Source organism: Rhizobium sp. 05L419 (genome assembly GCF_056397845.1).
Genome location: NZ_JBFTOF010000011.1, coordinates 55,726 through 79,108 on the forward strand (window position 1 = coordinate 55,726; position 23,383 = coordinate 79,108).

The following is a 23,383-nucleotide window of genomic DNA, read 5'->3' on the forward strand; positions in this document are numbered from 1 at the left end:
TCAACCCTTCATCATTCTCAGAATATGCAGGCCTGCCGATTCGGCCAGTCCTTCGAGATCATAGCCGCCTTCCAGGAGGCTGACGACCCGGTTTGCGGCACTTTTGTCGGCCACTTCGAGCAGCCGTCCGGTCGCCCAGTCGAAATCCTCGCCGACCAGGTTGATCTGCGCCAGCGGATCACGGTGATGCGCGTCGAATCCGGCCGAGATGATAATCAGGTCCGGCCGGAAATCGAAGAGCGCCGGCAGTACCCGAGATTTGAACGCTTCGCGAAAATGGTCGCTGCCGACATTGGGGGAGAGGGGCGCGTTGACGATGGTGCCATGCTTGCCGGTCTCGTCCTTTGCGCCACTGCCGGGATAGAGCGGCATCTGGTGCGTCGAGCAGAAGAGCACCGAGGGATCGTCCCAGAAGATGTCCTGGGTGCCGTTGCCATGGTGCACATCCCAGTCGACGATCGCGACGCGTTCGGCGCCATACATCTTCTGCGCATGCCGGGCGGCGATCGCTGCATTGTTGAAGAAGCAAAAACCCATCGCCTTGGATTTCTCGGCGTGGTGCCCGGGCGGTCGCGAGGCGACGAACACATTGTCCGCCTTGCCGGTAAAGACGTCGTCGACCGCCGCCATCGCAGCACCAACACCCGTGAGCGCCGCCTGCAAGCTCTTCGGGCTCGCGTAGGTGTCGGCTTCGAGCTGGCTGATCTCGCCTTCGTCCTCCGGGATCTGGCGCATGACTGCGACCAGGTGCTCTTCGGGGTGGGCGAGCAAGACAGCGTCCTCGTTTGCCTGCGGCGCCTCCTGCCGATCCAGCTTCTCGAAATTCGGATGACCGAGAGCGACGTTGATGGCGCGCAGTCGGTCGGAGCGCTCCGGGTGGCCGGAGGGCGTGATGTGTTCCAGAAAGATCGGATGCTCGTAAAGGCGGGTGCTCATGAAGTCACTCTATCTGTCCGTCTCGTCGTGATCCACAGCAGATGGGGCTCGGTGCAATGATTTCAACACGCACGCATCATCGGGGATGGGGGACTATTTCTGGCTTGCCCCAATGCCGTGGCCGGACTTTCCGCAGGCCGATCCAAACTATGAATTCTGCTCCAAATCAAGGAACTACGGCATTCCGCTGCGCGAAAACCGCTTACACTTTGCGGCATCATGTTCTACTGTTTTGCAAGGGGAGCAGGGGTGGATAGACAGATGAATGAGATGCAGCGCTCGAATACAGTGCATATGCATGTGCCGTTTCGCGATGTGGACATGAACGGCCAGATGTTCCTGGGTTCATATATTTCCTATGCGGAGTCGGTGCTCGCCAGTTTCTGGTCGCTGCGGCCGGACGTCGAGGATGAACCGCTCTACATCGCCTCGAAAGTCACCTGCATCCTGCACCGGCCGCTGCACTATGACGAGAAGGTCGTGTTTACCGCCGCAGTCGACAAGATCGGTGTCCGGTCTGTCGGCTTCATCGTCGCCGCGGACGCTGCAGGCCAGCGCGCCGCCGAGGTCGAGATCATCTGGCAGGCGCGGGCGCGTGAGGATCGCACGCCCGTCCCACTTCCGGAAATCACGCGCGACTGGCTCTATCGCTTCGTGAACTAGTTTCTTGCCGGCAGCAACGGATAGCCGGCCATCACGGCGCGGCCGACCAAGGCGGCCACAAAAGCCTTGATCACGTCGCCGGGGATGAAGGCCAGTGAACCGACGAAGGCCTGCTTGAGGCCGATCTGCGCGGCGACTGCCAGATAGGCGATGCCGAAGGCGTAGAGCACGATGATGCCGCCGATCGTCGCTGCCAGGAAAAAGCTGACCAACTGCAGGGCGGCCGACTGTTCCGGTTTCGCCAGCCGCTCGCTGAGGAAGCCGGTCGTCAAAGCTGCAAAGACCCAGCCGACCAAAAAGCCGGTGGTGGGGGCCGCGAAAGCCGCAAGACCGCCGCGTCCGCCCGACAGAACCGGCAGGCCGATTGCGACCAGCACCAGCACGATCAGCACGGCGATGGTCGCGCGCCGGGCGCCGAGGACGACGCCGGCCATCATTACGCCCAGCGATTGCGCGGTGATCGGCACCGGGATGAAGCCGAGCGTGATCGGCGGCAGTATGCCGAGAGCGACGATGATCGCGGCAAAAAGGGCAGAGAGAACGAGGTCGCGGGTGCTCATGTCGGCTCCGTGTTTAAGATGTGTTAACTGACATGCCGCCGAACGCCGCGTGCGTCAATCGCAGCGGCGATGTTATCCGCATCCTTGAGCGTCAAAATGATCAGCGGTACAAGCACGGTCGTCGGCCGCACCTTCAGGCCGCGTGCCACGTGCGCCTCGCGAATGGCCTGGTAGCGTCCGAGAATGTCAGGCACGAAGCGGACGACGAGCCCGACCGCGAGGCCCACGTCGTCCGCCCGCACCAGCCCGATGCGCTCCAGCGGCCGGGCGAGAAACGTAATCTCGTCGATGAACTGCGTAATCGTGGTGGTCGCGGTAACGGTCGCCGCAAACAGCATCAGCGCGGTCAGCCGCAGAAGGGCGACGACAGCCCCGTGCCACGGATTGAAGGCGAGGCTGAAAACCGCGACGACGAGGATCGTCAGGAAGATCGGCTTCAGCCGTGCCAGGGCAGGCCGTACCGGAAGCCCGATGCTCAGGTAAAGAGCCGCGATTGCGAGCACCGCAACGCAAAGGCTCGGAATGTTCGCCGTGGTGAAAAGGACGACGCCGAGGCTGGCCAGAACGATCAGCTTGGCCCGCGCCGAAAGGCGATGCATGGCGCTGTTGCCTTCGACGAAAAGCGATTGCATCAGGCGGCAAGCTCCCTGTAGCGCGACACAGCCTGCGCCGCAGGTGCGTCGGCGACAAGCCGGCCTTCGTGGAACACCAGTACGCGCTCGTAGTCCGCGATCAGTTCCAGATCGTGGGTTATGACGATGGCGTTCTCGTGCAGGCCGTCGATCAGGGCCTGCACGAGGCCCCGGTTGCGCAGATCGAGCTGGTTGGTCGGCTCGTCCAGGATGAGGATGTCCGGCCCTGTTGCCAGGACCGAGCAGAGGGCCGCCAGCTGCAGTTCGCCGCCGGAAAGCTCGTGCGCGCGGCGATCGGCAAGGTGGCGGGCATTGAAGCGATGCAGCACGTCCTCCACCTTCGCTTCGATCTCCGGCTTCGTGTAGCCTCGGCTTTTGAGGCCGAACGCAATGTCGTCGCGCACGACAGGCAGGATGATCTGGTTCTGCGGCGATTGGAAGATGAAGCCGACATCGGTCAGCACGGCCTTCTCGTCGGCCGTGTCACGCCCGTTGACGATGACGCGTCCGGTGGTCGGTTTCGTCAGTCCGTTGATAAGCCGCGCAAATGTCGTCTTCCCGGAGCCGTTGAGGCCTATGATGCCGATCCGTCTTTCGGCGAGACTGAGCGTCAGCGGTTGCAGTGCCACACGCGTTCCGTAGCTGACACCAGTGCCTTCGAAGCGGATATCCAATCGATCCCCCTGACTTGAAACCGCCGTTCTATAAACGAAACCTCCATATTGAAAGACGAAAATCCGGCCCGACCGGAAGGGATCCGAGAAAGGTCGTCCATAACGGGTGGCTAGGAACATTTTCCGGATTATGATGTCAGCCATGACGAATCTCATTTCGAATTCCGATGCTCGCCGCGTGTTCCTTGCCAAGCAGGGTCTCAGCGCACCGCCGAACAGGGCCCTGACCAAGCCGGGGTTGCTCCAGCTCATCCATGACATTGGCTTCGTCCAGGTGGACAGCATCCAGACGGTAGAGCGCGCGCACCACCAGATCCTCTTTGCCCGCAACCAGACCTACCGGCGCGAACACCTGACCGCGCTGCTGGAGAAGGATGGCACACTCTTCGAACACTGGACGCATGATGCCTCGATCGTCCCGAGCGCGTTCTTTCGCTACTGGAAGCACAAGTTCCGCCACGAGGAAGAGGTGCTGGTCGAGCGCTGGCGCAAGTGGCGCGGCGAAGGCTTCGAGGACGCGTTCGACGAGACCTACGAGCGCGTACAGCGGGACGGCGCCATCATGGCCCGCGAGATCAAGGCGGACGGCCACGTCTCCGGCGGCTGGTGGAACTGGCATCCGAACAAGACGGCGCTCGAATATTTCTGGCGCACAGGCAAGTTCGCCATTGCCGGGCGGTTGAATTTCCAGAAGGTCTACGACCTTGTCGAGCGTGTCATTCCGGCCGAGTTCCACGAGCCGGAAGTCAGCCGCGAGGTTTTCGTGGACTGGGCCTGCCGTAGCGCGCTGACGCGCCTCGGTTTTGCCACCCATGGGGAGATCGCCGCTTTCTGGGATCTGCTCTCGCCCGACGAGACCAGGGCCTGGGTGGCGGCGCACCGCGATGAGCTGACAGAGGTGCTGGTCGAGCCTGCACTTGGCGGCAAGCCGCGGCTGTCCCTTGCCTTTGCGGATTTCCTCCCGGCGCTCGACACCTACCCCGAAGCGCCTGCCCGCATTCGCGTGCTGAGCCCGTTCGATCCGATGATCCGCGACCGCAACCGCACCGAACGCCTCTTCGGCTTCTTCTATCGCATCGAGATCTTCGTGCCGGAACCGAAGCGGGAATACGGATACTACGTCTTTCCGCTTCTGGAGGGCGACAGGCTGATCGGCCGCATCGACATGAAGGCCGACCGCAAGCGCGGAACCCTCGACGTCAAGCGGCTATGGCTGGAACCGGGCGTGCGGGCGTCCGCCGGGCGGCTGGACCGGCTGGGGGCCGAGCTGGAGCGCTTGGCGCGTTTTTCCGGTGTCGAGAAGGTTGTCTACTTGGATGGATGGCGAGGGTAGCCGCGATGCGCACCCTCATCCCTGTGCTTGTCACAGGAATGGATCAGCTAAAACCCAAGGGGTCTCCCGCGCCCAAGGACTTGGGCGCACTGGATTCCTGTGACAAGCACAGGAATGAGGGAGGTATTGTAGCCGCCTCCATGTGACCTTCTCCGAAGCGGAGAAGGGAAGCCTCACCCGATCTCGGTCTTGGTGATCTTGATCCCAAAACCCTCAAGCCCGACATAGTGCCGTTCGCGGCTGGTCAGCAGCTTGATTGAGGAGACGCCGAGGTCCTTCAGGATCTGTGCGCCGAGGCCGATTTCCAGCCATTCGCTTTCGCGGTTCTGCGCTTCGGCATGTTCTTCGCGGCCCTGTGAACGCGCCTTCCTGCCGTTGTCGTGATGCCCGACGCCAACCGATCCCTCACGCAGATAGACGATCACGCCGCGGCCTTCCTCGGCGATCCGCTTCATGTATTGATCGACAGGGCGCCGCTTGCCGAAGATATCCTCGGCCACGCTTTCCGGATGCAGGCGCACGGGAATGTCGATGCCGTCGCGGATGTCGCCGAAGACGACGGCGAGATGCTGCATCGGATCCCAGGGAAGCGAATAGGTGTGCGCCCTTGCCTTGCCGAAAGGCGTTTCGATGTCGAAGCTGGTGCCGAGTTCGATCAGCGTTTCCTTGCGCTGGCGATAAGCGATGAGGTCCGCGACCGAGACGAGCTTCAGGCCATGCTGTTGCGCGAAATCGATGACCTCGGGGCCGCGCGTGACGGTGCCGTTGTCGTTGACGAGCTCGCAGATCACGCCGACCGGGGGTAGGCCCGCGAGCCGGCAGAGATCGACCGCCGCTTCAGTGTGGCCCGAGCGCATGAGAACGCCGCCTTCGCGTGCGATCAGCGGGAAGATGTGGCCGGGGCGAACGAAATCGGCCGGGCCGACATTCGGATTGGCGAGGTTGCGGACGGTCAGCGTCCGGTCATCGGCCGAAATGCCGGTGGTCGTGCCGTGCTTGAAGTCGACCGTGACGGTGAAGGCCGTGGTATGGGCGGAATCGTTTTCCGCAACCATGGCGTTGAGGTTCAGCCGCTTGGCCTCTTCCTTTGGCATGGGGGTGCAGACGATCCCCGATGTATGGCGAACGATGAAGGCCATCTTCTCCGGCGTGCAATGCACCGCCGCGACGATCAGGTCGCCTTCGTTTTCACGGTCGTCGTCGTCCATGACGACGACAATCTCGCCGGCCTCGAAGGCTCGGATCGCATCCACGACGCGCTTCTGGTCATAAGGCATGGTTCGTTCCTATTTCTGCCGGCCGGTCTGGCCGCGATCTCGAAGATAGTGGTCGGCGATGGCACAGGCGACCATGGCCTCGCCGATCGGCACGGCGCGAATGCCCACGCACGGGTCGTGCCGGCCCTTGGTGCGCACATCGACGTTTCGGCCGTCGGCGTCGATCGACTGCCGCTCGGTGAGGATTGAGGAGGTCGGCTTGATCGCGAAGCGCGCGATCACCGGCTGGCCGGTGGAGATGCCACCGAGGATGCCGCCTGCATGGTTCGAAAGAAACAGCGGCGTGCCGCCGTTGCCCATCCGCATCTCGTCGGCATTTTCCTCGCCGGTGATTTCGGCGGCTTCGAAGCCGTTGCCGATCTCGACGCCCTTGACGGCGTTGATCGACATCAGCAGCGAGGCAATATCCTGGTCGAGCTTGCCGTAGATCGGCGCGCCGAGCCCTGCCGGAACGCCCTCGGCCACGACTTCGACGACGGCGCCGATCGAAGACCCCTTCTTGCGGATGCCGTCGAGATACTCTTCCCAGACCGGGACGATTTCCGGATCGGGCGCGAAGAACGGGTTCTTGTCGACCTGCGCCCAGTCCCAGTTCTGCCGGTTGATCTTGTGCTTGCCGATCTGCACGAGCGCGCCGCGCACGGTGACGCCGGGCGCGACGAGGCGGGCGATGCCGCCGGCTGCGACGCGCGCCGCCGTTTCGCGGGCCGACGAACGCCCGCCGCCACGATAGTCGCGGATCCCGTATTTCAGATCGTAGGTATAGTCGGCGTGCCCGGGACGATACTGGCGGGCGATTTCGCCGTAGTCCTTGGAGCGCTGGTCGGTGTTCTCGATCAACATCGAGATCGGCGTGCCTGTCGTGATCATCGTCTCGCCGTCGGCGTCAAGCATCACGCCAGATAGAACCTTGACGAGATCGTCCTCGCGCCGCTGCGTCACGAAGCGCGACTGGCCTGGCTTGCGCTTGTCGAGCCAGACCTGCAGGTCTTCGAGCTTGAAGCGCAGGCCGGGAGGGCAGCCGTCGACGACGCAGCCGAGCGCCGGTCCGTGGCTTTCGCCCCAGGTGGTTACGCGAAAAAGGTGACCGAATGTATTGTGCGACATATGTTCCGACCGGATCGCGCCAGCCGGTCGTCACCGGCCGCGTCATTCTCTTGAAAGGCGCGACACTCATAGGCCAAAAAACAGCGGCGGCAAACGCCTTTCTTTGCGCGAAATCGCCACTTTGAGGAAATGCTGTTTCCTCAAATTGAGAACAGTCGGCTTACGACGCCATCCGCCAGGCGGTCCCGATAGCGACCGCCGTGAAGTCGTGGAAGGAAAGGGGGCGCGAGAAGGCGTAGCCCTGCAGCAGATCGCAGCCGAGTTCATTGAGCAGGGTGGCATGGGCGGCGGTCTCGACACCCTCCGCGACGGTCTCGACGCCGAGCGAGCGGGCAATGTCGATAATCGAGCTGACAAGCGCCCGTTCCTGCTGCGAGGTCACGATCGGCTGCACGAGCTGCCGGTCGATCTTCAGCCGCTTCGGCTTCAGCTTCAGCAGGCTGACGATCGAGGTGTGCCCAGTGCCGAAGTCGTCGATCTCGATGTCGATTCCGAGCGCCTTGATGCGGTCAAGGTTGTGCGCGGCAATGTCCTCGCTTTCATCGAGAAAGATGGACTCCACGAGTTCGAACGATATCTCTCCTGGCCGGATCTGCAGGTTGCGCAGAGATTCGATGAGGCTTTCGTCGTGCAGGCGTCGCGCTGAAACATTGACCGAGACCTTGGGAATGGAAACGCCGAGCGCCGCCCAGCGCATCTTGTCCTTCAGTGCCGTTTCCAGAACGATGCGGTCGAGGGTCTGCATGACGTTGATCTCCTCGGCGACTTTAAGGAACTTGTCGGGCGTCAGCAAACCCTTGACGGGGTGCTGCCATCGCACCAGTGCCTCGACACCGGTCAGCCGCATGGTCTGCGCGCTGAACTGAGGCTGATACCACGCCGTGAACTCGTTGTTCTCGATGCCGGACAGGATTTCGTCCGCCAGCCGCTTGTTGTTGATGATGTCTGCCTGCAGGTTGTGATTGAAGAACTGGTAGCGGTTGCGGCCCTGGCTCTTGGCGCGGTAGAGCGCGATATCGGCATTGATCAGGACCTTCCGGGCGTCGACATGCATACCGTTCGCAAGGGCGATGCCGATCGAGACGCCGCAGCGGCATCCGAAGCCCTGGAAGTCGACAGGCTGGCGCATTTGCTCGATGATCCGCCCCGACAGCCCTGACATCTCCGCATCGCTGGCATTGTCGGCAAGGATGACGAACTCGTCGCCCCCGATACGCGCGACGATGTCGTCGGCTCTGAGGTTCCTCGACAGGACTTGCGACGCGTGGACGAGCATAGCATCGCCCGCCGCGTGGCCGAGCGTATCGTTGATATCCTTGAAACGATCGAGATCGATGTGAAGGATCGCGAATTTCTGCCGTCCGCTTCTGCCGTCCTGGGTCAGGTTTTCGAGTGCCATATCCAGCTTGCGGCGATTGGCGAGCCCGGTCAGGGGATCGTGCAACGAATTGTGCTCGATGCGGTTCTTGGCAAGTTCGAGCTCGATATTCTTGGCGATCGCCTCGTCCTTGGCGGCTTTGAGCTGCGCCGTCATCAGCGCGTCTTCGGTGATGTCGAAGGCGACGCCGATGATTTTCAACTGACCGCTTGGCGTCTGGTGGACTTTGCCGGTGGAGCGGACGTAGCGCACCGTTCCGTTGTCCGCCGGCACGCGGCAGATGAGCGTGTGCGTGTCGCCGATCCGCTCGAAATGCCGGGCGCTTTCTATCGCCAGTGGCCGGTCTTCCGGAATGATGCACGACAGCCATGTCGGCTCGGTCATGAAGCCCGTCCGCGGTGCAAGTCCATAGAGCTCGTGCATCCGTTCATCCCATATAGAGCCACCCTCGTCGCCGAGGGTCGCTTCCCAGATGCCGCACTGATAGGAGTCGAGCGCCAGGTCGAGCTTGCCTGAGAGTTCGGCGAGTTCGGCTTCGCGATGGGAGAGTTCGTCGAGCGCCAGTTCCAGTTCCGCGTTCTTGATGTCGCTCGTATCCTTCGCCTTTCGCAGCGTATCGGCCGCCTCCGCATCGGCAGTCACATCCCATACGATGCCGATGGTCTTGTTGGCGCCAGCTGCATCCGTGTAGGCGGAGCCGACCGAGCGCAAGTGCCGAAGATTGCCGTTTGCGAGGCGAATCCGGTATTGCGCCGTGTACGACGAGCCGGAGGCATCCTCGTTGAGCAGGTGCACTTTCGCAGTGCCGTGGTCTTCGGGAACGATCGAGCCAAGCCAGTCATCGATGGAATGGCCGCCGTCCAGCGGTGGCCGGCCGTGCAGCGTGGAGGCGCGGCTGTCCCAATACAGGGTGCGCCCACCATCGTGCAGCTCCCAGATCCCGATGTTCGATGAATCCAGCGCCAGATCGAGCCGCTGCGACAGCTCCAGAAGCGTCGCTTCGCGCTTCTCCAATTGCTCAATGTTGCGGTTGCGCTCGCCGAGCAGCAATGTTGCAAAGAAGATCGGTACGATCGTGACGCATCCGGCCGCAAGAATGATCAGACGCAGGGAGAGCTGGTTCTCCGGAACGGCATCCCAGCCGGTCTTCGGTACGGCCGCGATCTCCCAGTGTCCTCCCGCAAATCCGATCTTCCGTGTCAGCGGCTGCTGTGCCAGCACTTCCGGTGAACCGAAGAAAGGAGCGGTTGCCCCATCGGCGGTGACCAGGTCGCGAACCGCGATCTGCAGGTGATCGAGGTGAGGATACTTTTCCTCGTTCTCGGCGTTGCGCGCCGGCTTCAGCCCGGTGTTCCGGTAGAACATGTCGGCGTCGATCGCGACCTCGACGGCTCCCCAGACGCGACGCTGTCCCTCTTCCTTGACAAAGACGGGGAAGAATATCGCAAAGACCTCCTTGCCGTCGGGGTTTCCGATCGGACCGTAGAAGCGTGCCTGCTGATTGCTTGTGTTGCGCGCGGCAGGTTGGTGCGCAAACATCGCCGCGCGCACGTCCTTTCCGAGCCGCGCCTGTGCCGTCGGCGACGGAAAGACCGAATTAACGATGAAGTCGGGGGCAATGGCAATCCGCATGAAGTGAGGATTCTGGATCAGCAGCCAGTTTATCTGGCGCTCCATCTCCTCGGCGTTCACGCTGGAATTGACCGCCACCATATTGGCGAGATCGCGGACGACCGTGATGTCCATGTTGATCTGTGCCATCACGCGCGCGCGGATGAGGTTCGTCTCGTTCTCCGTACGAATGGTCGATTCTCGAAGGTGAGCCGCAGTATTGGCACGGTCGAGGCTGAAGCCGACCCAAACGACAACAACTGCGACAAGGCAGGAAACCAAAATAGAGACATATGTATTCCGCAAAATGCGCCTTGACGTGCTGATGTAGTTGATGCGGAATGACAAAATGAGGGTCCCCTATTCGGAATGACCTTAGATTGAAGCGGTTAATTTACGATTTCCCGGAGATCACCTTGAGACGAGCGGGCGGCGGCGAGTTTGCTAACGGACAGTGTTGATTTTTGTTAAAATGCTATTCATCAATTGGGCGCGGAAGGTCACTCTTCAGGGCAACTTTCGCCATATTCGGGAGGTTATCTGTGCGCAATTGGATGTTTGAGTCGCGTTTTCGAAGGAATGTCGTMATGCGCTTTGTAGTAGCTACGCTTCTGGCCACAGCGAGCTTCCTTTCGCCGATCAGCGGCTTTGCCGAGAGCGCGGACGTGGAGGCGACGATCAAGAAGGTCGACATGGCCAACCTCAGCCTCACTCTCGATGACGGAAAGACCTATCAGGCTTCCGAGGAATTCAATTTCGAAGGGCTGAAGGCCGGCGTCAAGGTTATCGTCTTCTATACCGAAGTGGACGGCAAGCGCGTCATAAACGACCTAGATATCGTCCAGTAAGGCGATATCGTCTAGTAAAAGGCGGGTCAGATCCAGCCTATCAGCCTATCCCTGGTTTCGATCTTCAGAATACGATCCTGCGGAATTTCGCCTTCCGCGGCTTCGTTCTTGGGCACATCGGCGATCGTCCGGAAAAGGCTCCGGATCACGCCGCCATGCGTGACGCAGACTGTGGGTCGCTCGACGGAATTCAGCCATGAGGCGACACGCCACGACATGATTTCGTAGCTTTCGGCATCGTCGCCCGGTGGAATGAAGTCCCATTTGTTGAGATTGCGCTCGACGATGCGATCACGGACCGTGGCTTTCAATTCCTTGACCGTGTGGCCTTCCCAGTCGCCGAAGGAAACCTCCACCAGTCGCTCGTCGGTGCGGTAATTCTGCGCGGGCAGGTTCATCGCCGCGCGCATGATTTCCATGGTGGCGCGGGTGCGGCCGAGCGGACTTGCAACGAATTCGAAGGGAATAGCCTCGACCTTCAGGATCTCGGCAAGGTCGAGGCCGTTTTGCCGGGCCTGCTCGCGGCCGATGGCATTCAGCGGAATATCCTTCTGTCCCTGCAGGCGGCGCTCCGCGTTCCAATCTGTCTGGCCGTGTCGGATGACGTAGATAAGCAATGATCGGCTCCGTTTGGCGCGCACGGCCCCCGAATCGCTGTCGCGTGGGGGAGGGGCCGCGAGCACGACGCAGTAGAGGAGTGCGATCAGTCCTTTATGACGGAAATATCCGGCGCGTCCACAGCCTTCATGCCGATGACATGGTAGCCGCTGTCGGCATGGTGAACTTCACCTGTGACCGAACGCGAGAGATCCGACAGCATGTAGAGGCCGACATCGCCCACTTCTTCGATCGTCACGGTGCGGCGCAGCGGCGCGTTGTACTCGTTCCACTTCAGGATGTAGCGAAAGTCGCCGATGCCGGACGCCGCGAGCGTCTTGATGGGACCCGCTGAAATCGCATTGACGCGGATGTTCTTCGGTCCGAGATCGACGGCCAGATACTTGACGCTCGCCTCAAGCGCGGCCTTCGCGACGCCCATGACGTTGTAGTTCGGCATGACCTTCTCGGCGCCGTAGTAGGTCAGCGTCAGCATCGAGCCGCCGTCCGTCATCAGCTTCTCGGCGCGGCGTGCGACCGAGGTGAAGGAATAGACCGAGATCTGCATGGTCTTGGCGAAGTTGTCGGCCGTCGTGTCGACATAGCGGCCGGTCAGTTCGTCCTTGTCGGAAAAGCCGATTGCATGCACGATGAAGTCGATCTTGCCCCACGTCTTTTCGATATTGTCGAAAACCGCGTCGATCGATGCTTCATCGCTGACATCACAGTGGCCAGCAAGCATGCCGCCGAGTTCGGCCGCCAGCGGCTCAACCCGCTTCTTCAGTGCATCGCCCTGATAAGTAAACGCGATTTCGGCACCCTGTGCATGAACAGCCTTGGCAATGCCCCACGCAATCGAACGATTGTTGGCAACGCCCATGATGACGCCGCGTTTGCCTGACATGAGGCCTGATGCCTGAGCCATATTTCGCCCCCTAAGGAAATTGATCGGCCCTGCCTATGGCATAGGCTGCTAATCGGTTCAAGATTAGCAGCAATCATCAACTGTTAGGGAACGTAACAAAGGGTGCTCTTGTCACCAAAATTTCACAGAAACAGCCCATTCTTCATGCTTCGCATGAGATCCGTCACCTTGGCGTCAGGCTTTTCCCACAGAATTATACGCAGCTCCACGACAAGATCACCCTTGCCGCCGTCGCCGCTGGCGAGTCCGTGACCTGGGATTCGGATCGTCTTGTCGGAACCGGACCAGGCGGGAACTGTCACCGTCAGTGAGCCGTTCGGCCCATTGATGTGTGCCTCTGTGCCGAGAACGGCGTTCTCGATCGTCACCGGCAGGACCGTGTGCAGGTCGAAGCCGTCCACCGTGAAGCGCGCATCCGGCGCAATGTGGATGTTGATGACGGCATCCCCGCGCTGCATGCCGGCGAGCTTGTGCCCCTGGCCCTTGAGCCGCACCTGATGACCTTCCGCCGTGCCAGATGTCAGCGCAAAGCCCGCTTCGCGACCTTCGCCGAGATCGACGCTCACCCAGCTTCCCTTCAGGATTTCGTCGATGGTCACCGTTGCGGTGGCGATCTGGTCCGGCGCCTTTTCGGGTGCGGGAGCGCTGCCTGTGAAACGGCGAACAAGCGATGTCAGCAGGCTGAGTGGTTGCAGAATTGCAGACGCCGCGGCAGCTGTTTCCTCAGCGGTCGGCTCTCCATCCCGCGCCGGCTCGCTCTGTGCTTCGGCGTTCGACGCCTCGGTCTCGGGACGCCTTGTCGTGCCTGCAGCAAAACCATGAGCCCGGCCGCCGGCACTTGCCGTGCGCGCTTGTGCCCCGAAGATCCGCTCGATCATCTCCTCGGCGGGTTCGGCGGTGCCGCTATGCTGTTGCTGGGCCTGCTGCTGCTTGGCTGCATCGGCTGCTGCCTTTTGCGCCGCCGCTCGGGTTAGTTCTTCCATCACGCGCTCGGCGTTTGCCTGCGCCGCCTTTGCGCGCATCGCAGCTTCGCGGGCTGCCTGGCGCTGCTGCATGATAGTGTTTCCGTTCTGTTTTGCTTCCGCCATGCGCAGGGCGTTGTCGAAGAGACCGCGCTTCTTGGGGTCCTTCAGCGTGTCATAGGCACGGCCGATCTCCGCGAAGCGCGCGCCCGCCGTCGGATCACCCTGATTGTGATCGGGGTGCACAGCCTTGGCCATATTGCGCCAAGCCGCCTTGATTTCGTCCTGCCCCGCGTCGCGCTTGACGCCCAGTATCTTGTAAGGATCGCGCATGTTTCAAACCGCCGGTGTTCCAATGCGGTGTGCTTGTCCTTTGTCCAGCACCCCGAAGCCCACTTACAACTCATTTGGTGCGTTCAGGTTCGCTTCCCAAGAAGAAAAATGAACGGACTTTGCGAATGATCCTCCGGTAAAGTTGCTAATCAGTCCTTATTGCACGGGGGGACGAGCGGCGGTTTCATGCCGGATGGTTATTGTTTTGCTAAATTTCGAAGTAAAATGGCAGGGGGCGTTAAGGACGCGCGACGGGCTTGCTCAGCTTTCGGGCTGGAAGCTCAACAGTTGCCAGTTACCGCCGCCGACGAGGCAGGTCCTGCCGTAGAATTTCGAGATGCCGACATAGGAATGGCGGGTGGTGCGGAACTGGCGGCAGACCTGACCCGCGTCGCTGTTCTCGACGATCGTATCGATGACCCCGGCACTGCCGGTCGACGCGTTCGCCCAGGGGAGAGGGCGTCCTTCCAGTCTCTGGATGTCGGCCGATGTCACCGCATTGCCGACGGTCATCTCGTCCGAAATCGAATCGCTGGTCGGCGCAGGCTGCGGCACGGTGCCTGTCGCGACCGAGCGGTCGACCTTGCTGCTGCTGAACATGTCGAGCCCGCTGGAGACGCAGCCGGAGAGGGAGAACACAGCCATGCCGACAACGCAGAAGGCCGCGCATTGCCGCAGCAGACCCTTTGTATCACGATCTGACTTTGCTATGACTTCCACCCTGCGTCCTGTCCAGTAGCGTAAAGCTGGGCAATCTTCGAATAAACCCGGGGCATTTGAGCTAATATGTCGGCAAATGAGTTAACAAGCGGTGACTTCACCGAGCGAAACGAACCGTTCGATCTCTTCGCCGATTGGCTGAAAGAGGCGGAAGCCTCCGAGATCAATGACCCGAATGCGGTAGCGCTTGCGACGGTCGACGAGAACGGCCTTCCCAATGTCCGCATGGTTCTCCTTAAAGGATTCGATCAAGACGGTTTCGTGTTTTACACGAATTTCGAGAGTCAGAAAGGCCGCGAAGTCCTCGGACAGAAAAAAGCGGCCATGTGCTTCCACTGGAAGACGCTGCGCCGGCAGGTTCGCCTGCGTGGCCCTGTGGATATTGTCACCGACGAGGAGGCCGACGCCTACTTCAAGACGCGTGCCCGCGGCAGCCGCATCGGTGCATGGGCATCAAAGCAGTCGCGACCGCTCGAAAGCCGGTTCGCATTGGAAAAAGCCGTTGCCGAATACACGGCCCGTTACGCGATCGGCGAAATTCCGCGTCCCGCGCACTGGTCGGGCTTCCGCATCCGGCCGGTTTCCATCGAATTCTGGAAGGACCAGAAATTCCGCCTTCATGACCGCATCGAATTTCGCCGTTCCTCGCCGGACGGTGATTGGTCGAAGGTGCGGATGTATCCCTAGGTCTTGAGAGAGATCAGGGCCGCCGGTGCCTTCGTCATCCGTTGCCCATGAACTTCAAGGGGATGCCTGAGGCCAGGCCCGAGACGTAGCGGGCCTTTTGATAGAGACCGTTGATCGAAAGCCTGGGCAGGTAGGTGATGCTTGAAAGCGAGCGCTGCGCCACCACGCCGGGTTGCGTCGTGACGGCGATCATGAAGCCGAGGTCGCGGGCGATCTCCGCCTGGCGTCGGGTGACCGCTTCCCGCGTTCCATAGGGATAGGCGAAGGACCGGGGTCGCGTGCCGGCAATTGTGGCAACGTACTCGCAGGACGCTTCCATCTCCGCACGGACCTCCGCATCGGCGAGGCGCGAAACGGCGCGGTGGCTGACCGTGTGGGCGCCGAGGGAGGCCAGCGGGCTGGCATCCAGCAGATTGAGCTCCGCAGGACCCATGACGAGGTCATCGACGATCTCGACGGGATCGAGCTGATGGTCTCGCGCGAGGCGATCGATCTCCAGAACGGCCGCTGCCTCGTCGTTTCGATGCAGATACTGTGCAAAGCGCCCAAAAGCGCGGTGCTTGGTGGCGGCCGTTGCAAGATCGACGATCTCGTTCCCACCGCCGAAATCGAAGCCGAGCGTTTCCTCCTTTCGCAGAAGGGCTGCCAGCGTCTCCCACCAGATCGTGTGGGTGCGTTCTGCCAGGCCCTTGGACACGAAGATGGTGAAAGGCGCCCGGTGGCGCTCGAAGATCGGCAGCGCATAGACGAGGTTGTTCCGGTAACCGTCATCCAGCGTGAAGGCGGCGAAGGGTTGCTTCGGCGCAGGCTCCGACAACAGGGCGGGAATATCGCCAAGCGCCACGAACCGATAGCCGTCTGCCTTCAACTGCGTGAGCACGGCGTCGAGAAAGTCCGGCGTGATCTCCAGGTGAGCATTGGGCGCGAAGGGTGTTGTTTCACCAGGGCGAACATGATGGAGCGTGAAAATCGCGCCGCGACCGCGGGCACCGCGCATCAGACCCGCCGCGCGCAGCAGATTTGCAGCCTCCAGCCCGCCGGTAATGGCGATTCGCCTCGCAAGCATTCTGGCGCTCGCCGTCATCTCCGCCCCATCTTCCGGTTCCGTTGAGCGCGGAAACTAGCAGGCGCGAGGTTAAGTCTTACTGAATACTGACTTTTCGCGTGGCGCCTTTACCGTTCTTTCACTATGAAGGATAAAACTTGTCAAAAATAATACTAGTTGCCGCAATGTCGCGCCACATTGGGCCTTCTGTAGCGGAACGGGACAATTCCGGGCGACGGATGTCGTTCGATCTCTGAGGGGAAGTGCATGAATAAGCTGGTGGCCGCGTTTCTGACCGCAACGCTCGTCGTTGCGGCGCCTTTGATGGCGATGGCGGGCAGTGCCTCCCTGATCCTCGACGCCAGAACTGGCAAGGTTCTCTCCTCCGAAAATGCCGACGAGTTGAACCATCCCGCGTCGCTGACGAAGATGATGACGATCTATATGACGTTCGAGGCCATGAGCCGCGGCAAAATCAACTGGAATACGCCGATCACGGTGTCGAAATATGCGGCTTCGCGGCCGCCTACGAAGCTCGGCGTGCGCGCTGGCGGCACCATTACGGTTCGAGAAGCGGTCCTCGGAATGATCACCAAGTCCGCGAACGATGCAGCTGCCGCGATGGGCGAGACGCTCGGCGGATCGGAAAGCAATTTTGCGCGCATGATGACGCAGAAGGCTCGCCAGCTCGGCATGAGCCGCACGACTTTCTATAATGCTTCAGGCCTGCCAGACGCCCGTCAGTTGACGACCGCCCGCGACATGTCCACCCTCGCCATCGCCCTGATGCGGAACTATCCGAGCGAGTACCGCCTCTTCTCCACGTCGAGTTTCACTTTCCGTGGCAAGACGATCCGCGGGCACAACAACCTGATGTACCGCTACCAGGGCATGGACGGTATCAAGACCGGCTATACCAACGCCTCCGGCTTCAACCTCGTCAGCGCCGTCAAGGATGGAAACCGGCGCGTTGTCGGCGTCGTGCTCGGCGGCCGCACGGCCCGCAGCCGCGACGACAAGATGGCAGTCCTGCTCGACAAGTACCTGGGCCGGGCCTCCTCTTCGGGCGGCGCCAAGCTGGTGGCCAGTGTCAATGCGCGCCAGCCTGTCGAGGTTGCCTCTGCTGCCGAGGCGAGCGACCTCCCGGTCCCGGCAACCGCGCCGCGTTCGGACGATTTGGCTCCAAGGGCGTTGGGCTACTTGAGCGACAGCGCCGTGCCGATGGAGCGGCCCTCTGCGATTGAGGAAATGGCGAACATCGGCAAGCCCGCAGCCCAGCCGCTTGGGGGTGCTGCATCGTCGTCAGGCGATTGGCAGATCCAGATTTCCGCGGCTCCAAGCGCTGATGCCGCGCGCGCACTGCTGGCGCTGGCCAAATCCGAAGGCGGCGCGGCGCTGAAGACCGCGTCACCCTATACGGAAGCTGTCGGCAAGGGCACCAACAAGATCTACCGGGCCCGCTTCATCGGGTTCCAGAGCCGCGAGGCCGCAACGTCGGCCTGCGACGCACTGAGGCAGCGCTCCTACGACTGCATGCTTCTCCCCGATCACGGCTGAGCGGTCTGGACTCAGTCCGGGAATCAGCGTTCTCCTTCGCAAACAAAAGGAGAACGACATGCTGCATGAACTCGCCTGGAAATTTGAGCTGGCGTCCCGGGCTTATGCGCAGGCGAACGGCATAGAGCGCGATGACGACTGGTTTTTGCTGAAGCTTCAGGAAGAAATTGGCGAGCTCACCCAGGCCTGGAACCGCATCAGCGGCCGAGGCCGCCGCAAGGGTCGCTCCGACGAGGAAATGTCACGCGATCTTGCGGACGAGACGGCCGACGTGCTCGGGCACATCCTGCTGTTCGCCCACAGGAACCAACTGGATCTCCCGGCCGCCATCAGGCGCAAGTGGCTGTTCGGGCCGGACGAAGGGTAGCCTGAAGGCCGCCCGGATAGCCGGCTGGTGGAATTTTCCGCCGATGGCCATCAGGCCGAACGGGCGCACTACGCCTTGGTTCCGCCGACTGTCACCTGATCCATCCTCAGATGCGGCTGGCCGACGCCGACCGGGACCCACTGGCCGGCCTTGCCGCAGTTGCCGATGCCGGTGTCGAGCTTCATGTCGTTGCCGACCATCGAAATGCGCTTCATCGCGTCGGGTCCGTTGCCGATCAGCATCGCGCCCTTGACCGGCGCGCCGATCTTGCCGTTCTCGATCAGGTAGGCCTCGGTGCAGCCGAAGACGAACTTGCCCGAAGTGATGTCCACCTGGCCGCCGCCGAAGGAGACGGCATAGATGCCCTTCTTTACGGAGGCGATGATCTCTTCCGGCGTCTTGTCGCCGCCGAGCATGTAGGTGTTGGTCATGCGCGGCATCGGCACGTGGGCATAGCCCTGCCGGCGGCCGTTGCCGGTCGGCTTCAGGCCCATGAGCCGCGCGTTCTGCCGGTCCTGCATGTAGCCGACGAGCTTGCCGTCTTCGATCAGCACGTTGTAGGCCGAAGGCGTGCCTTCGTCGTCGATGGTGATCGAGCCGCGACGGTTGTCGATCGTGCCGTCGTCGACGACGGTCACGCCGGGGGCTGCGACCATCTGGCCGAGCAGGCCCGCGAATGCCGATGTCTTCTTGCGATTGAAGTCGCCTTCCAGCCCATGGCCGACCGCTTCGTGCAGCATGACGCCTGGCCAGCCGGAGCCGAGCACGACGTCCATCGTGCCCGCAGGCGCTTCGATTGCTTCGAGATTGACGAGCGCCTGGCGCAGCGCCTCATCGGCGCCATGCCGCCAGCTGCCCTCGGCAATGAAATCGCCGAAGCCGATGCGGCCGCCGCTGCCATAGGAACCGGTTTCCTGCCGCTCGCCTTCGCCGACCATGACGGAGATGTTGATGCGCGTCATCGGCCGGATGTCGCGGACGCGGTGTCCATCGGCACGCAGGATGTCGACCACCTGCCAGCCTGCGGCGACGGATGCCGTCACCTGCCGAACCTTGTCGTCCTTGCCGCGCAGATAGGCGTCGATGTCCTGAAGCACCTTCACCTTCTCCTCGAAGGTCGGGGAGCCGATCGGGTTTTCGTCCGAATAGAGCTTCTTGTTGGTGCGCTGGGGTGCGGCGGCATAGCTGCCGGAATAGCCGCGCGTCACCGCGCCGACTGCGTCGGCGGCGCGCTTGAGCGCCGCCACCGAGAGATCGCCGGCATGTGCATATCCAACGGCTTCTCCGGCAACAGCACGCAGGCCAAAACCCTGCTCGGTGTTGAAGCTTCCGCCCTTCAGGCGGCCGTTGTCGAACATCAGCGATTCTGCCTGGGCGTGCTCGATGTAAAGTTCGCCGTCATCGGCGCCCGAAAGCGCTTCGGCGACGAGCGCGCGCATCTTCGCTTCGTCAGCGTCGAAAAGCGTAAGGAGATCGGTGTTCATATCTTTATGCTCCGCTGAAGCAGGAATGCTTTCAGCCGATGTAGGTCCCGGGGACGGTTCGAGCAAGCCCAGAAATGGAGACGATCAGGGCAGGGCGTCGTAGCCTTCGGCAAAACCCTTGAGATCGACGGGAATACCGATGCCTTCTTCCGGTGTCTGGAAGACGATGAACGTGGCGCTGGCGCCGCTACGGAAGGTCTTCAACAGCTCGTCTTCAAGCACGACTTCGGCATAGCAGCCGTCGGCGAAGCAGCGGACGAAATAGGCACGGCCGATATCCTTGCCGTCGACATTGAGGCCAAGCCCGTTCGGCAGCAGCACGCCGAGAGGTGCAAGCACGCGCAGGATCTTCGACTTGCGGTCGGCGGTCTTCAGCACGACGACGGAGAGGCCGACTTCGGGCCGGTCTTCGGCAATGACGTTCTGCATCAGCGCGCACTGCTCCGCCGAAGCACCGGCAGGCTTGTCGCACACAACCGACCATGCGCCATGGTTCGACTTGACGGTGCCGGGCGCCTGCGGTTGCGTTTGTCCGGGCGTTGCCTGCGTCGCAGGTGCTGTGGGGACGGGGGCGGGTTGCGCCGGCGCAGGTTGCTGCTGGGCGAAAGCGGGAGCAGTCGCTGCGGCCGCAATGCACGCTGTCAGCACAAATGGCCGTGCGAGGGAACGGAAACCCATGAAAACCTCTGCAGTTCGAATCAGTGCCGCTAAGTTGGGGCCCGGCATCCAAAATGAAAAGCCCCACCCGCTCAAAAGCGGGGGACTACGGCGGAAATGGGACCTTTGCCCAAGAATGTTGCCGCCGTTGACTGGCCTGCGGCCGTCTTTTCCGTATCATGACGAAAAAGATGGAACGTTTCGTTGTGCTTGGAGGAATGCGTCTTCAGGCAAAAATGCCGCACAGACAAATGCTTTGGCCTGTTGCGGCGGATGCCAAACTGTGGTTTGAAGCGCAGAAGATGGCAAGGATTCTGCACGCATTTTACGCAGATCAGCGCTCGAGGGAGATATAAACGTGATTAAGAAGGCTTATGCAGCTCTGACCGCGCTGGTCTGTCTGCTTTTTGCTTCCGGCAGTTATGCCGACCAGCCGACGCCTTGGCAGGCGACCTTGCAACCGGCGGCCACGCCGATCATGCGGGACATTCATTGGTTCGAACAGTATACTTTGTGGTTTATCGTTCCGATCACGCTCTTCGTTCTGGTCCTTATTCTCGTCGTCTGTTTCAAGTTTCGCGCCAGCGCGAACCCGGTGCCTTCCAAGACGAGCCACAACACGCTGATCGAAGTCGCCTGGACCGTGGGACCGGTTCTGGTTCTTCTGTTCCTGGCCGTTCCTTCCTTCAACCTGCTGACCGCCCAGCTCACGCTGCCGGAAAATCCTGATGTGACCATCAAGGCGACCGCGACCCAGTGGCAGTGGAACTACGAATATGAAGGCACCGGCGACAGTCCACTCGCCTTCGATTCCTTCCTGCTCAAGGATCAGGATCGCGCTGCGGCCGGTAAGGAAGACAAGGCGATCTATCCGCGTCTTCTGACTGTCGACAACGAGCTTGTGCTGCCTGTCAACAAGACCGTGCGCGTCCTCGTGACCGCCGCTCCGACCGACGTCATCCATGCATTCGCAATGCCGTCCTTCGGCGTCAAGATCGACGCCGTTCCGGGACGTCTGAACGAAACCTGGTTCAAGGCCGAACGCGAAGGTCTCTTCTACGGCCAGTGTTCCGAGCTCTGCGGCAAGGACCATGCGTTCATGCCGATCGCCATTCGCGTCGTCTCCGAGGACAAGTACAAGCAGTGGCTGACCGCTGCCGCTGCCGACCTGCCCGGAGCCTACAAGGCACTCATCGCTGCAACCGATGGTCCCGCAAAGACCGTTGATGTTGCCGAAAACGTCGCACAGTAAGGGAAGAGGGAACGGGACTATGGCTGGACCTTCCGCACACGACGATCATCATTTGCATGATCACTCTCATGGCGCTCATGCCCATGACGACCACCATGACCACTCGCACAAGCCGAGCTTCATCAATCGCTGGTTCTTTTCGACGAACCACAAGGACATCGGCACGCTCTACCTGATCTTCGCGATCATCGCCGGCATCATCGGCGGCGCGCTTTCTGTCGCCATGCGCATGGAGCTGCAGGAGCCGGGCATCCAGATCTTCCACGGTCTGGCAGCCATGGTCTACGGCTACGAAGGTGACGCCGCCATCGACGGCGCCAAGCAGATGTTCAACATGTTCACGACCGCTCACGCGCTGATCATGATCTTCTTCATGGTCATGCCTGCGATGATCGGCGGTTTTGCCAACTGGATGGTGCCGATCATGATCGGCGCACCGGACATGGCATTCCCGCGCCTCAACAACATCTCCTTCTGGCTTATCGTTCCGGCCTTCCTGCTGCTCATCATGTCGATGTTCGTCGAGGGCCCGGCAGGCGCATACGGCGCCGGCGGCGGCTGGACGATGTATCCGCCGCTCTCCAGCACGGGAACGCCGGGTCCGGCCGTCGACCTTGCGATCTTTGCGCTCCACATCGCCGGTGCGTCCTCGATCCTCGGTGCGATCAACTTCATCACCACCATCCTCAACATGCGCGCACCGGGCATGACGCTGCACAAGATGCCGCTGTTTGCGTGGTCCGTGCTGATCACCGCGTTCCTGCTGCTCCTGTCGCTGCCGGTTCTCGCTGGCGCCATCACTATGATGCTGACAGACCGCAACTTCGGCACGGCCTTCTTCTCGCCTGAAGGCGGCGGCGATCCGATCCTATACCAGCACCTGTTCTGGTTCTTCGGTCACCCGGAAGTGTACATCCTGATCCTGCCCGGCTTCGGCATCGTCAGCCACATCATCTCGACCTTCTCGAAGAAGCCGGTTTTCGGCTACCTCGGCATGGCCTACGCCATGGTCGCGATCGGCGCCGTCGGCTTCGTCGTGTGGGCGCACCACATGTACACGGTCGGCCTGTCGCTCGACGCGCAGCGCTACTTCGTCTTCGCAACGATGGTCATCGCCGTTCCGACCGGCGTGAAGATTTTCTCCTGGATCGCGACGATGTGGGGTGGCTCCATCACCTTCCGTACGCCGATGATCTGGGCGATCGGCTTCATCTTCCTGTTCACCGTCGGCGGCGTCACGGGCGTCCAGCTCGCCAACGCCGGCCTCGACCGCTCGCTGCATGACACCTATTACGTCGTGGCTCACTTCCACTACGTTCTGTCGCTCGGCGCCGTCTTCGCCATCTTCGCCGCCTGGTACTACTGGTTCCCGAAGATGTCCGGCTACATGTACAGCGAGTTCCTCGGCAAGCTGCACTTCTGGGTCATGTTCATCGGCGTCAACCTGGTGTTCTTCCCGCAGCACTTCCTCGGCCTCGCAGGCATGCCGCGCCGCTATATCGACTACCCCGATGCGTTTGCCGGCTGGAACTACGTGTCCTCAATCGGCTCCTACATCTCCGCTGTCGGCGTGCTGATCTTCCTGGTCTGCGTGTTCGAGGCGTTCGCCAAGAAGCGCGTCGCCGGCGACAATCCGTGGGGTGAGGGCGCAACGACGCTCGAATGGCAGCTGTCGTCACCGCCGCCGTATCACCAGTGGGAACAGCTCCCGCGCATCAAGTAGGATGCGAGAAATTGCGATCGCCGCATGCTAGAGTGCGGCGGTCGCCTTCAAGTTT

At 61.5% G+C, this 23,383-nt stretch carries 22 protein-coding genes; 8 read left to right on the plus strand and 14 right to left on the minus strand.

Annotated elements, in window-relative coordinates; genetic code table 11:
- Positions 1-936: a histone deacetylase family protein gene (locus AC1DMK_RS15805; protein WP_037059827.1), complete on the minus strand. Its 936-nt coding sequence runs from the start codon at positions 934-936 to the stop codon at positions 1-3.
- Positions 937-1,197: 261 nt separating this feature from the next.
- On the opposite strand from AC1DMK_RS15805, the gene AC1DMK_RS15810 reads away from it, so the two are divergent.
- Entirely contained in the window at positions 1,198-1,599 is a 402-nt protein-coding gene (locus AC1DMK_RS15810) for a hotdog family protein (RefSeq protein WP_037059829.1), read from the plus strand.
- On the opposite strand, the gene AC1DMK_RS15815 is transcribed toward AC1DMK_RS15810, so the two are convergent.
- Genes AC1DMK_RS15815 through AC1DMK_RS15825 form a run of 3 tightly spaced genes read right to left on the minus strand, consistent with a single transcriptional unit; the run spans position 1,596 to position 3,465 of the window.
- Positions 1,596-2,159, minus strand: a complete 564-nt coding sequence (locus AC1DMK_RS15815) for a biotin transporter BioY (protein WP_477860233.1) — start codon at positions 2,157-2,159, stop codon at positions 1,596-1,598. The genes AC1DMK_RS15810 and AC1DMK_RS15815 overlap by 4 nt on opposite strands.
- A 23-nt stretch (positions 2,160-2,182) precedes the next feature.
- Positions 2,183-2,791: an energy-coupling factor transporter transmembrane component T family protein gene (locus tag AC1DMK_RS15820; RefSeq protein ID WP_477860235.1), complete on the minus strand. Its 609-nt coding sequence runs from the start codon at positions 2,789-2,791 to the stop codon at positions 2,183-2,185.
- Positions 2,791-3,465, minus strand: coding sequence for an energy-coupling factor ABC transporter ATP-binding protein (locus AC1DMK_RS15825; protein WP_477860237.1), 675 nt, complete (start codon positions 3,463-3,465; stop codon positions 2,791-2,793). Before AC1DMK_RS15825 ends, AC1DMK_RS15820 begins: the two co-directional genes overlap by 1 nt.
- 142 nt (positions 3,466-3,607) lie before the next feature.
- Between AC1DMK_RS15825 and AC1DMK_RS15830 the strand changes: the two genes are divergently transcribed.
- Positions 3,608-4,798: a winged helix-turn-helix domain-containing protein gene (locus tag AC1DMK_RS15830; RefSeq protein WP_477860238.1), complete on the plus strand. Its 1,191-nt coding sequence runs from the start codon at positions 3,608-3,610 to the stop codon at positions 4,796-4,798.
- A gap of 173 nt (positions 4,799-4,971) precedes the next feature.
- Here AC1DMK_RS15830 and ribB read toward each other — a convergent pair whose 3' ends face one another.
- The 3 genes from ribB to AC1DMK_RS15845 all read right to left on the minus strand — a co-directional run bounded on the left by ribB (position 4,972) and on the right by AC1DMK_RS15845 (position 10,480).
- A complete protein-coding gene (gene ribB / locus AC1DMK_RS15835) occupies positions 4,972-6,075 on the minus strand; it encodes a 3,4-dihydroxy-2-butanone-4-phosphate synthase (RefSeq protein ID WP_037059840.1) in 1,104 nt (367 codons plus the stop codon).
- A gap of 9 nt (positions 6,076-6,084) precedes the next feature.
- On the minus strand, positions 6,085-7,182 hold the full coding sequence (gene aroC, locus AC1DMK_RS15840; protein WP_037059842.1) for a chorismate synthase: 1,098 nt from the start codon (positions 7,180-7,182) through the stop codon (positions 6,085-6,087).
- A 160-nt stretch (positions 7,183-7,342) separates the two neighbouring features.
- Positions 7,343-10,480 (minus strand): bifunctional diguanylate cyclase/phosphodiesterase, encoded by a 3,138-nt coding sequence (locus tag AC1DMK_RS15845; RefSeq protein ID WP_477860365.1) that lies wholly within the window; start codon positions 10,478-10,480, stop codon positions 7,343-7,345.
- A 278-nt stretch (positions 10,481-10,758) separates the two neighbouring features.
- Between AC1DMK_RS15845 and AC1DMK_RS15850 the strand changes: the two genes are divergently transcribed.
- On the plus strand, positions 10,759-11,019 hold the full coding sequence (locus tag AC1DMK_RS15850; RefSeq protein ID WP_037060026.1) for a DUF1344 domain-containing protein: 261 nt from the start codon (positions 10,759-10,761) through the stop codon (positions 11,017-11,019).
- A gap of 26 nt (positions 11,020-11,045) precedes the next feature.
- Here the strand turns inward: AC1DMK_RS15850 and AC1DMK_RS15855 are convergent, their stop codons facing one another.
- The 4 genes from AC1DMK_RS15855 to AC1DMK_RS15870 all read right to left on the minus strand — a co-directional run bounded on the left by AC1DMK_RS15855 (position 11,046) and on the right by AC1DMK_RS15870 (position 14,556).
- On the minus strand, positions 11,046-11,636 hold the full coding sequence (locus tag AC1DMK_RS15855; protein ID WP_037059843.1) for a histidine phosphatase family protein: 591 nt from the start codon (positions 11,634-11,636) through the stop codon (positions 11,046-11,048).
- A gap of 86 nt (positions 11,637-11,722) precedes the next feature.
- On the minus strand, positions 11,723-12,541 hold the full coding sequence (gene fabI / locus AC1DMK_RS15860; RefSeq protein ID WP_037059845.1) for an enoyl-ACP reductase FabI: 819 nt from the start codon (positions 12,539-12,541) through the stop codon (positions 11,723-11,725).
- Between the two features lie 122 nt (positions 12,542-12,663).
- Positions 12,664-13,836 (minus strand): DnaJ C-terminal domain-containing protein, encoded by a 1,173-nt coding sequence (locus tag AC1DMK_RS15865; protein ID WP_477860243.1) that lies wholly within the window; start codon positions 13,834-13,836, stop codon positions 12,664-12,666.
- A gap of 261 nt (positions 13,837-14,097) precedes the next feature.
- The gene (locus AC1DMK_RS15870) at positions 14,098-14,556 is read right to left on the minus strand and encodes an RT0821/Lpp0805 family surface protein (protein WP_037059847.1); all 459 of its coding nucleotides are present in this window, start codon (positions 14,554-14,556) and stop codon (positions 14,098-14,100) included.
- A 66-nt stretch (positions 14,557-14,622) separates the two neighbouring features.
- Here AC1DMK_RS15870 and pdxH point away from each other — a divergent pair, with 66 nt between their 5' ends.
- Positions 14,623-15,243: a pyridoxamine 5'-phosphate oxidase gene (pdxH, locus tag AC1DMK_RS15875; protein ID WP_037059848.1), complete on the plus strand. Its 621-nt coding sequence runs from the start codon at positions 14,623-14,625 to the stop codon at positions 15,241-15,243.
- Positions 15,244-15,277: 34 nt separating this feature from the next.
- Here pdxH and AC1DMK_RS15880 read toward each other — a convergent pair whose 3' ends face one another.
- Positions 15,278-16,327 (minus strand): polysaccharide deacetylase family protein, encoded by a 1,050-nt coding sequence (locus AC1DMK_RS15880; RefSeq protein WP_477860246.1) that lies wholly within the window; start codon positions 16,325-16,327, stop codon positions 15,278-15,280.
- Positions 16,328-16,555: 228 nt separating this feature from the next.
- On the opposite strand from AC1DMK_RS15880, the gene AC1DMK_RS15885 reads away from it, so the two are divergent.
- Positions 16,556-17,845, plus strand: coding sequence for a D-alanyl-D-alanine carboxypeptidase family protein (locus AC1DMK_RS15885; protein WP_477860248.1), 1,290 nt, complete (start codon positions 16,556-16,558; stop codon positions 17,843-17,845).
- Between the two features lie 58 nt (positions 17,846-17,903).
- Positions 17,904-18,212, plus strand: a complete 309-nt coding sequence (locus AC1DMK_RS15890; protein WP_037059856.1) for a nucleoside triphosphate pyrophosphohydrolase family protein — start codon at positions 17,904-17,906, stop codon at positions 18,210-18,212.
- 68 nt (positions 18,213-18,280) lie between these two features.
- Here the strand turns inward: AC1DMK_RS15890 and tldD are convergent, their stop codons facing one another.
- Both tldD and AC1DMK_RS15900 read right to left on the minus strand, forming a co-directional pair.
- A complete protein-coding gene (gene tldD / locus AC1DMK_RS15895) occupies positions 18,281-19,696 on the minus strand; it encodes a metalloprotease TldD (RefSeq protein WP_477860250.1) in 1,416 nt (471 codons plus the stop codon).
- 84 nt (positions 19,697-19,780) lie between these two features.
- The gene (locus AC1DMK_RS15900; protein WP_037059860.1) at positions 19,781-20,374 is read right to left on the minus strand and encodes an invasion associated locus B family protein; all 594 of its coding nucleotides are present in this window, start codon (positions 20,372-20,374) and stop codon (positions 19,781-19,783) included.
- A gap of 337 nt (positions 20,375-20,711) precedes the next feature.
- Between AC1DMK_RS15900 and coxB the strand changes: the two genes are divergently transcribed.
- Positions 20,712-21,605 (plus strand): cytochrome c oxidase subunit II, encoded by an 894-nt coding sequence (coxB, locus tag AC1DMK_RS15905; protein WP_037059862.1) that lies wholly within the window; start codon positions 20,712-20,714, stop codon positions 21,603-21,605.
- Positions 21,606-21,624: 19 nt separating this feature from the next.
- Entirely contained in the window at positions 21,625-23,328 is a 1,704-nt protein-coding gene (gene ctaD / locus AC1DMK_RS15910) for a cytochrome c oxidase subunit I (protein WP_477860253.1), read from the plus strand.
- The last annotated feature ends 55 nt before the right edge of the window (positions 23,329-23,383 follow it).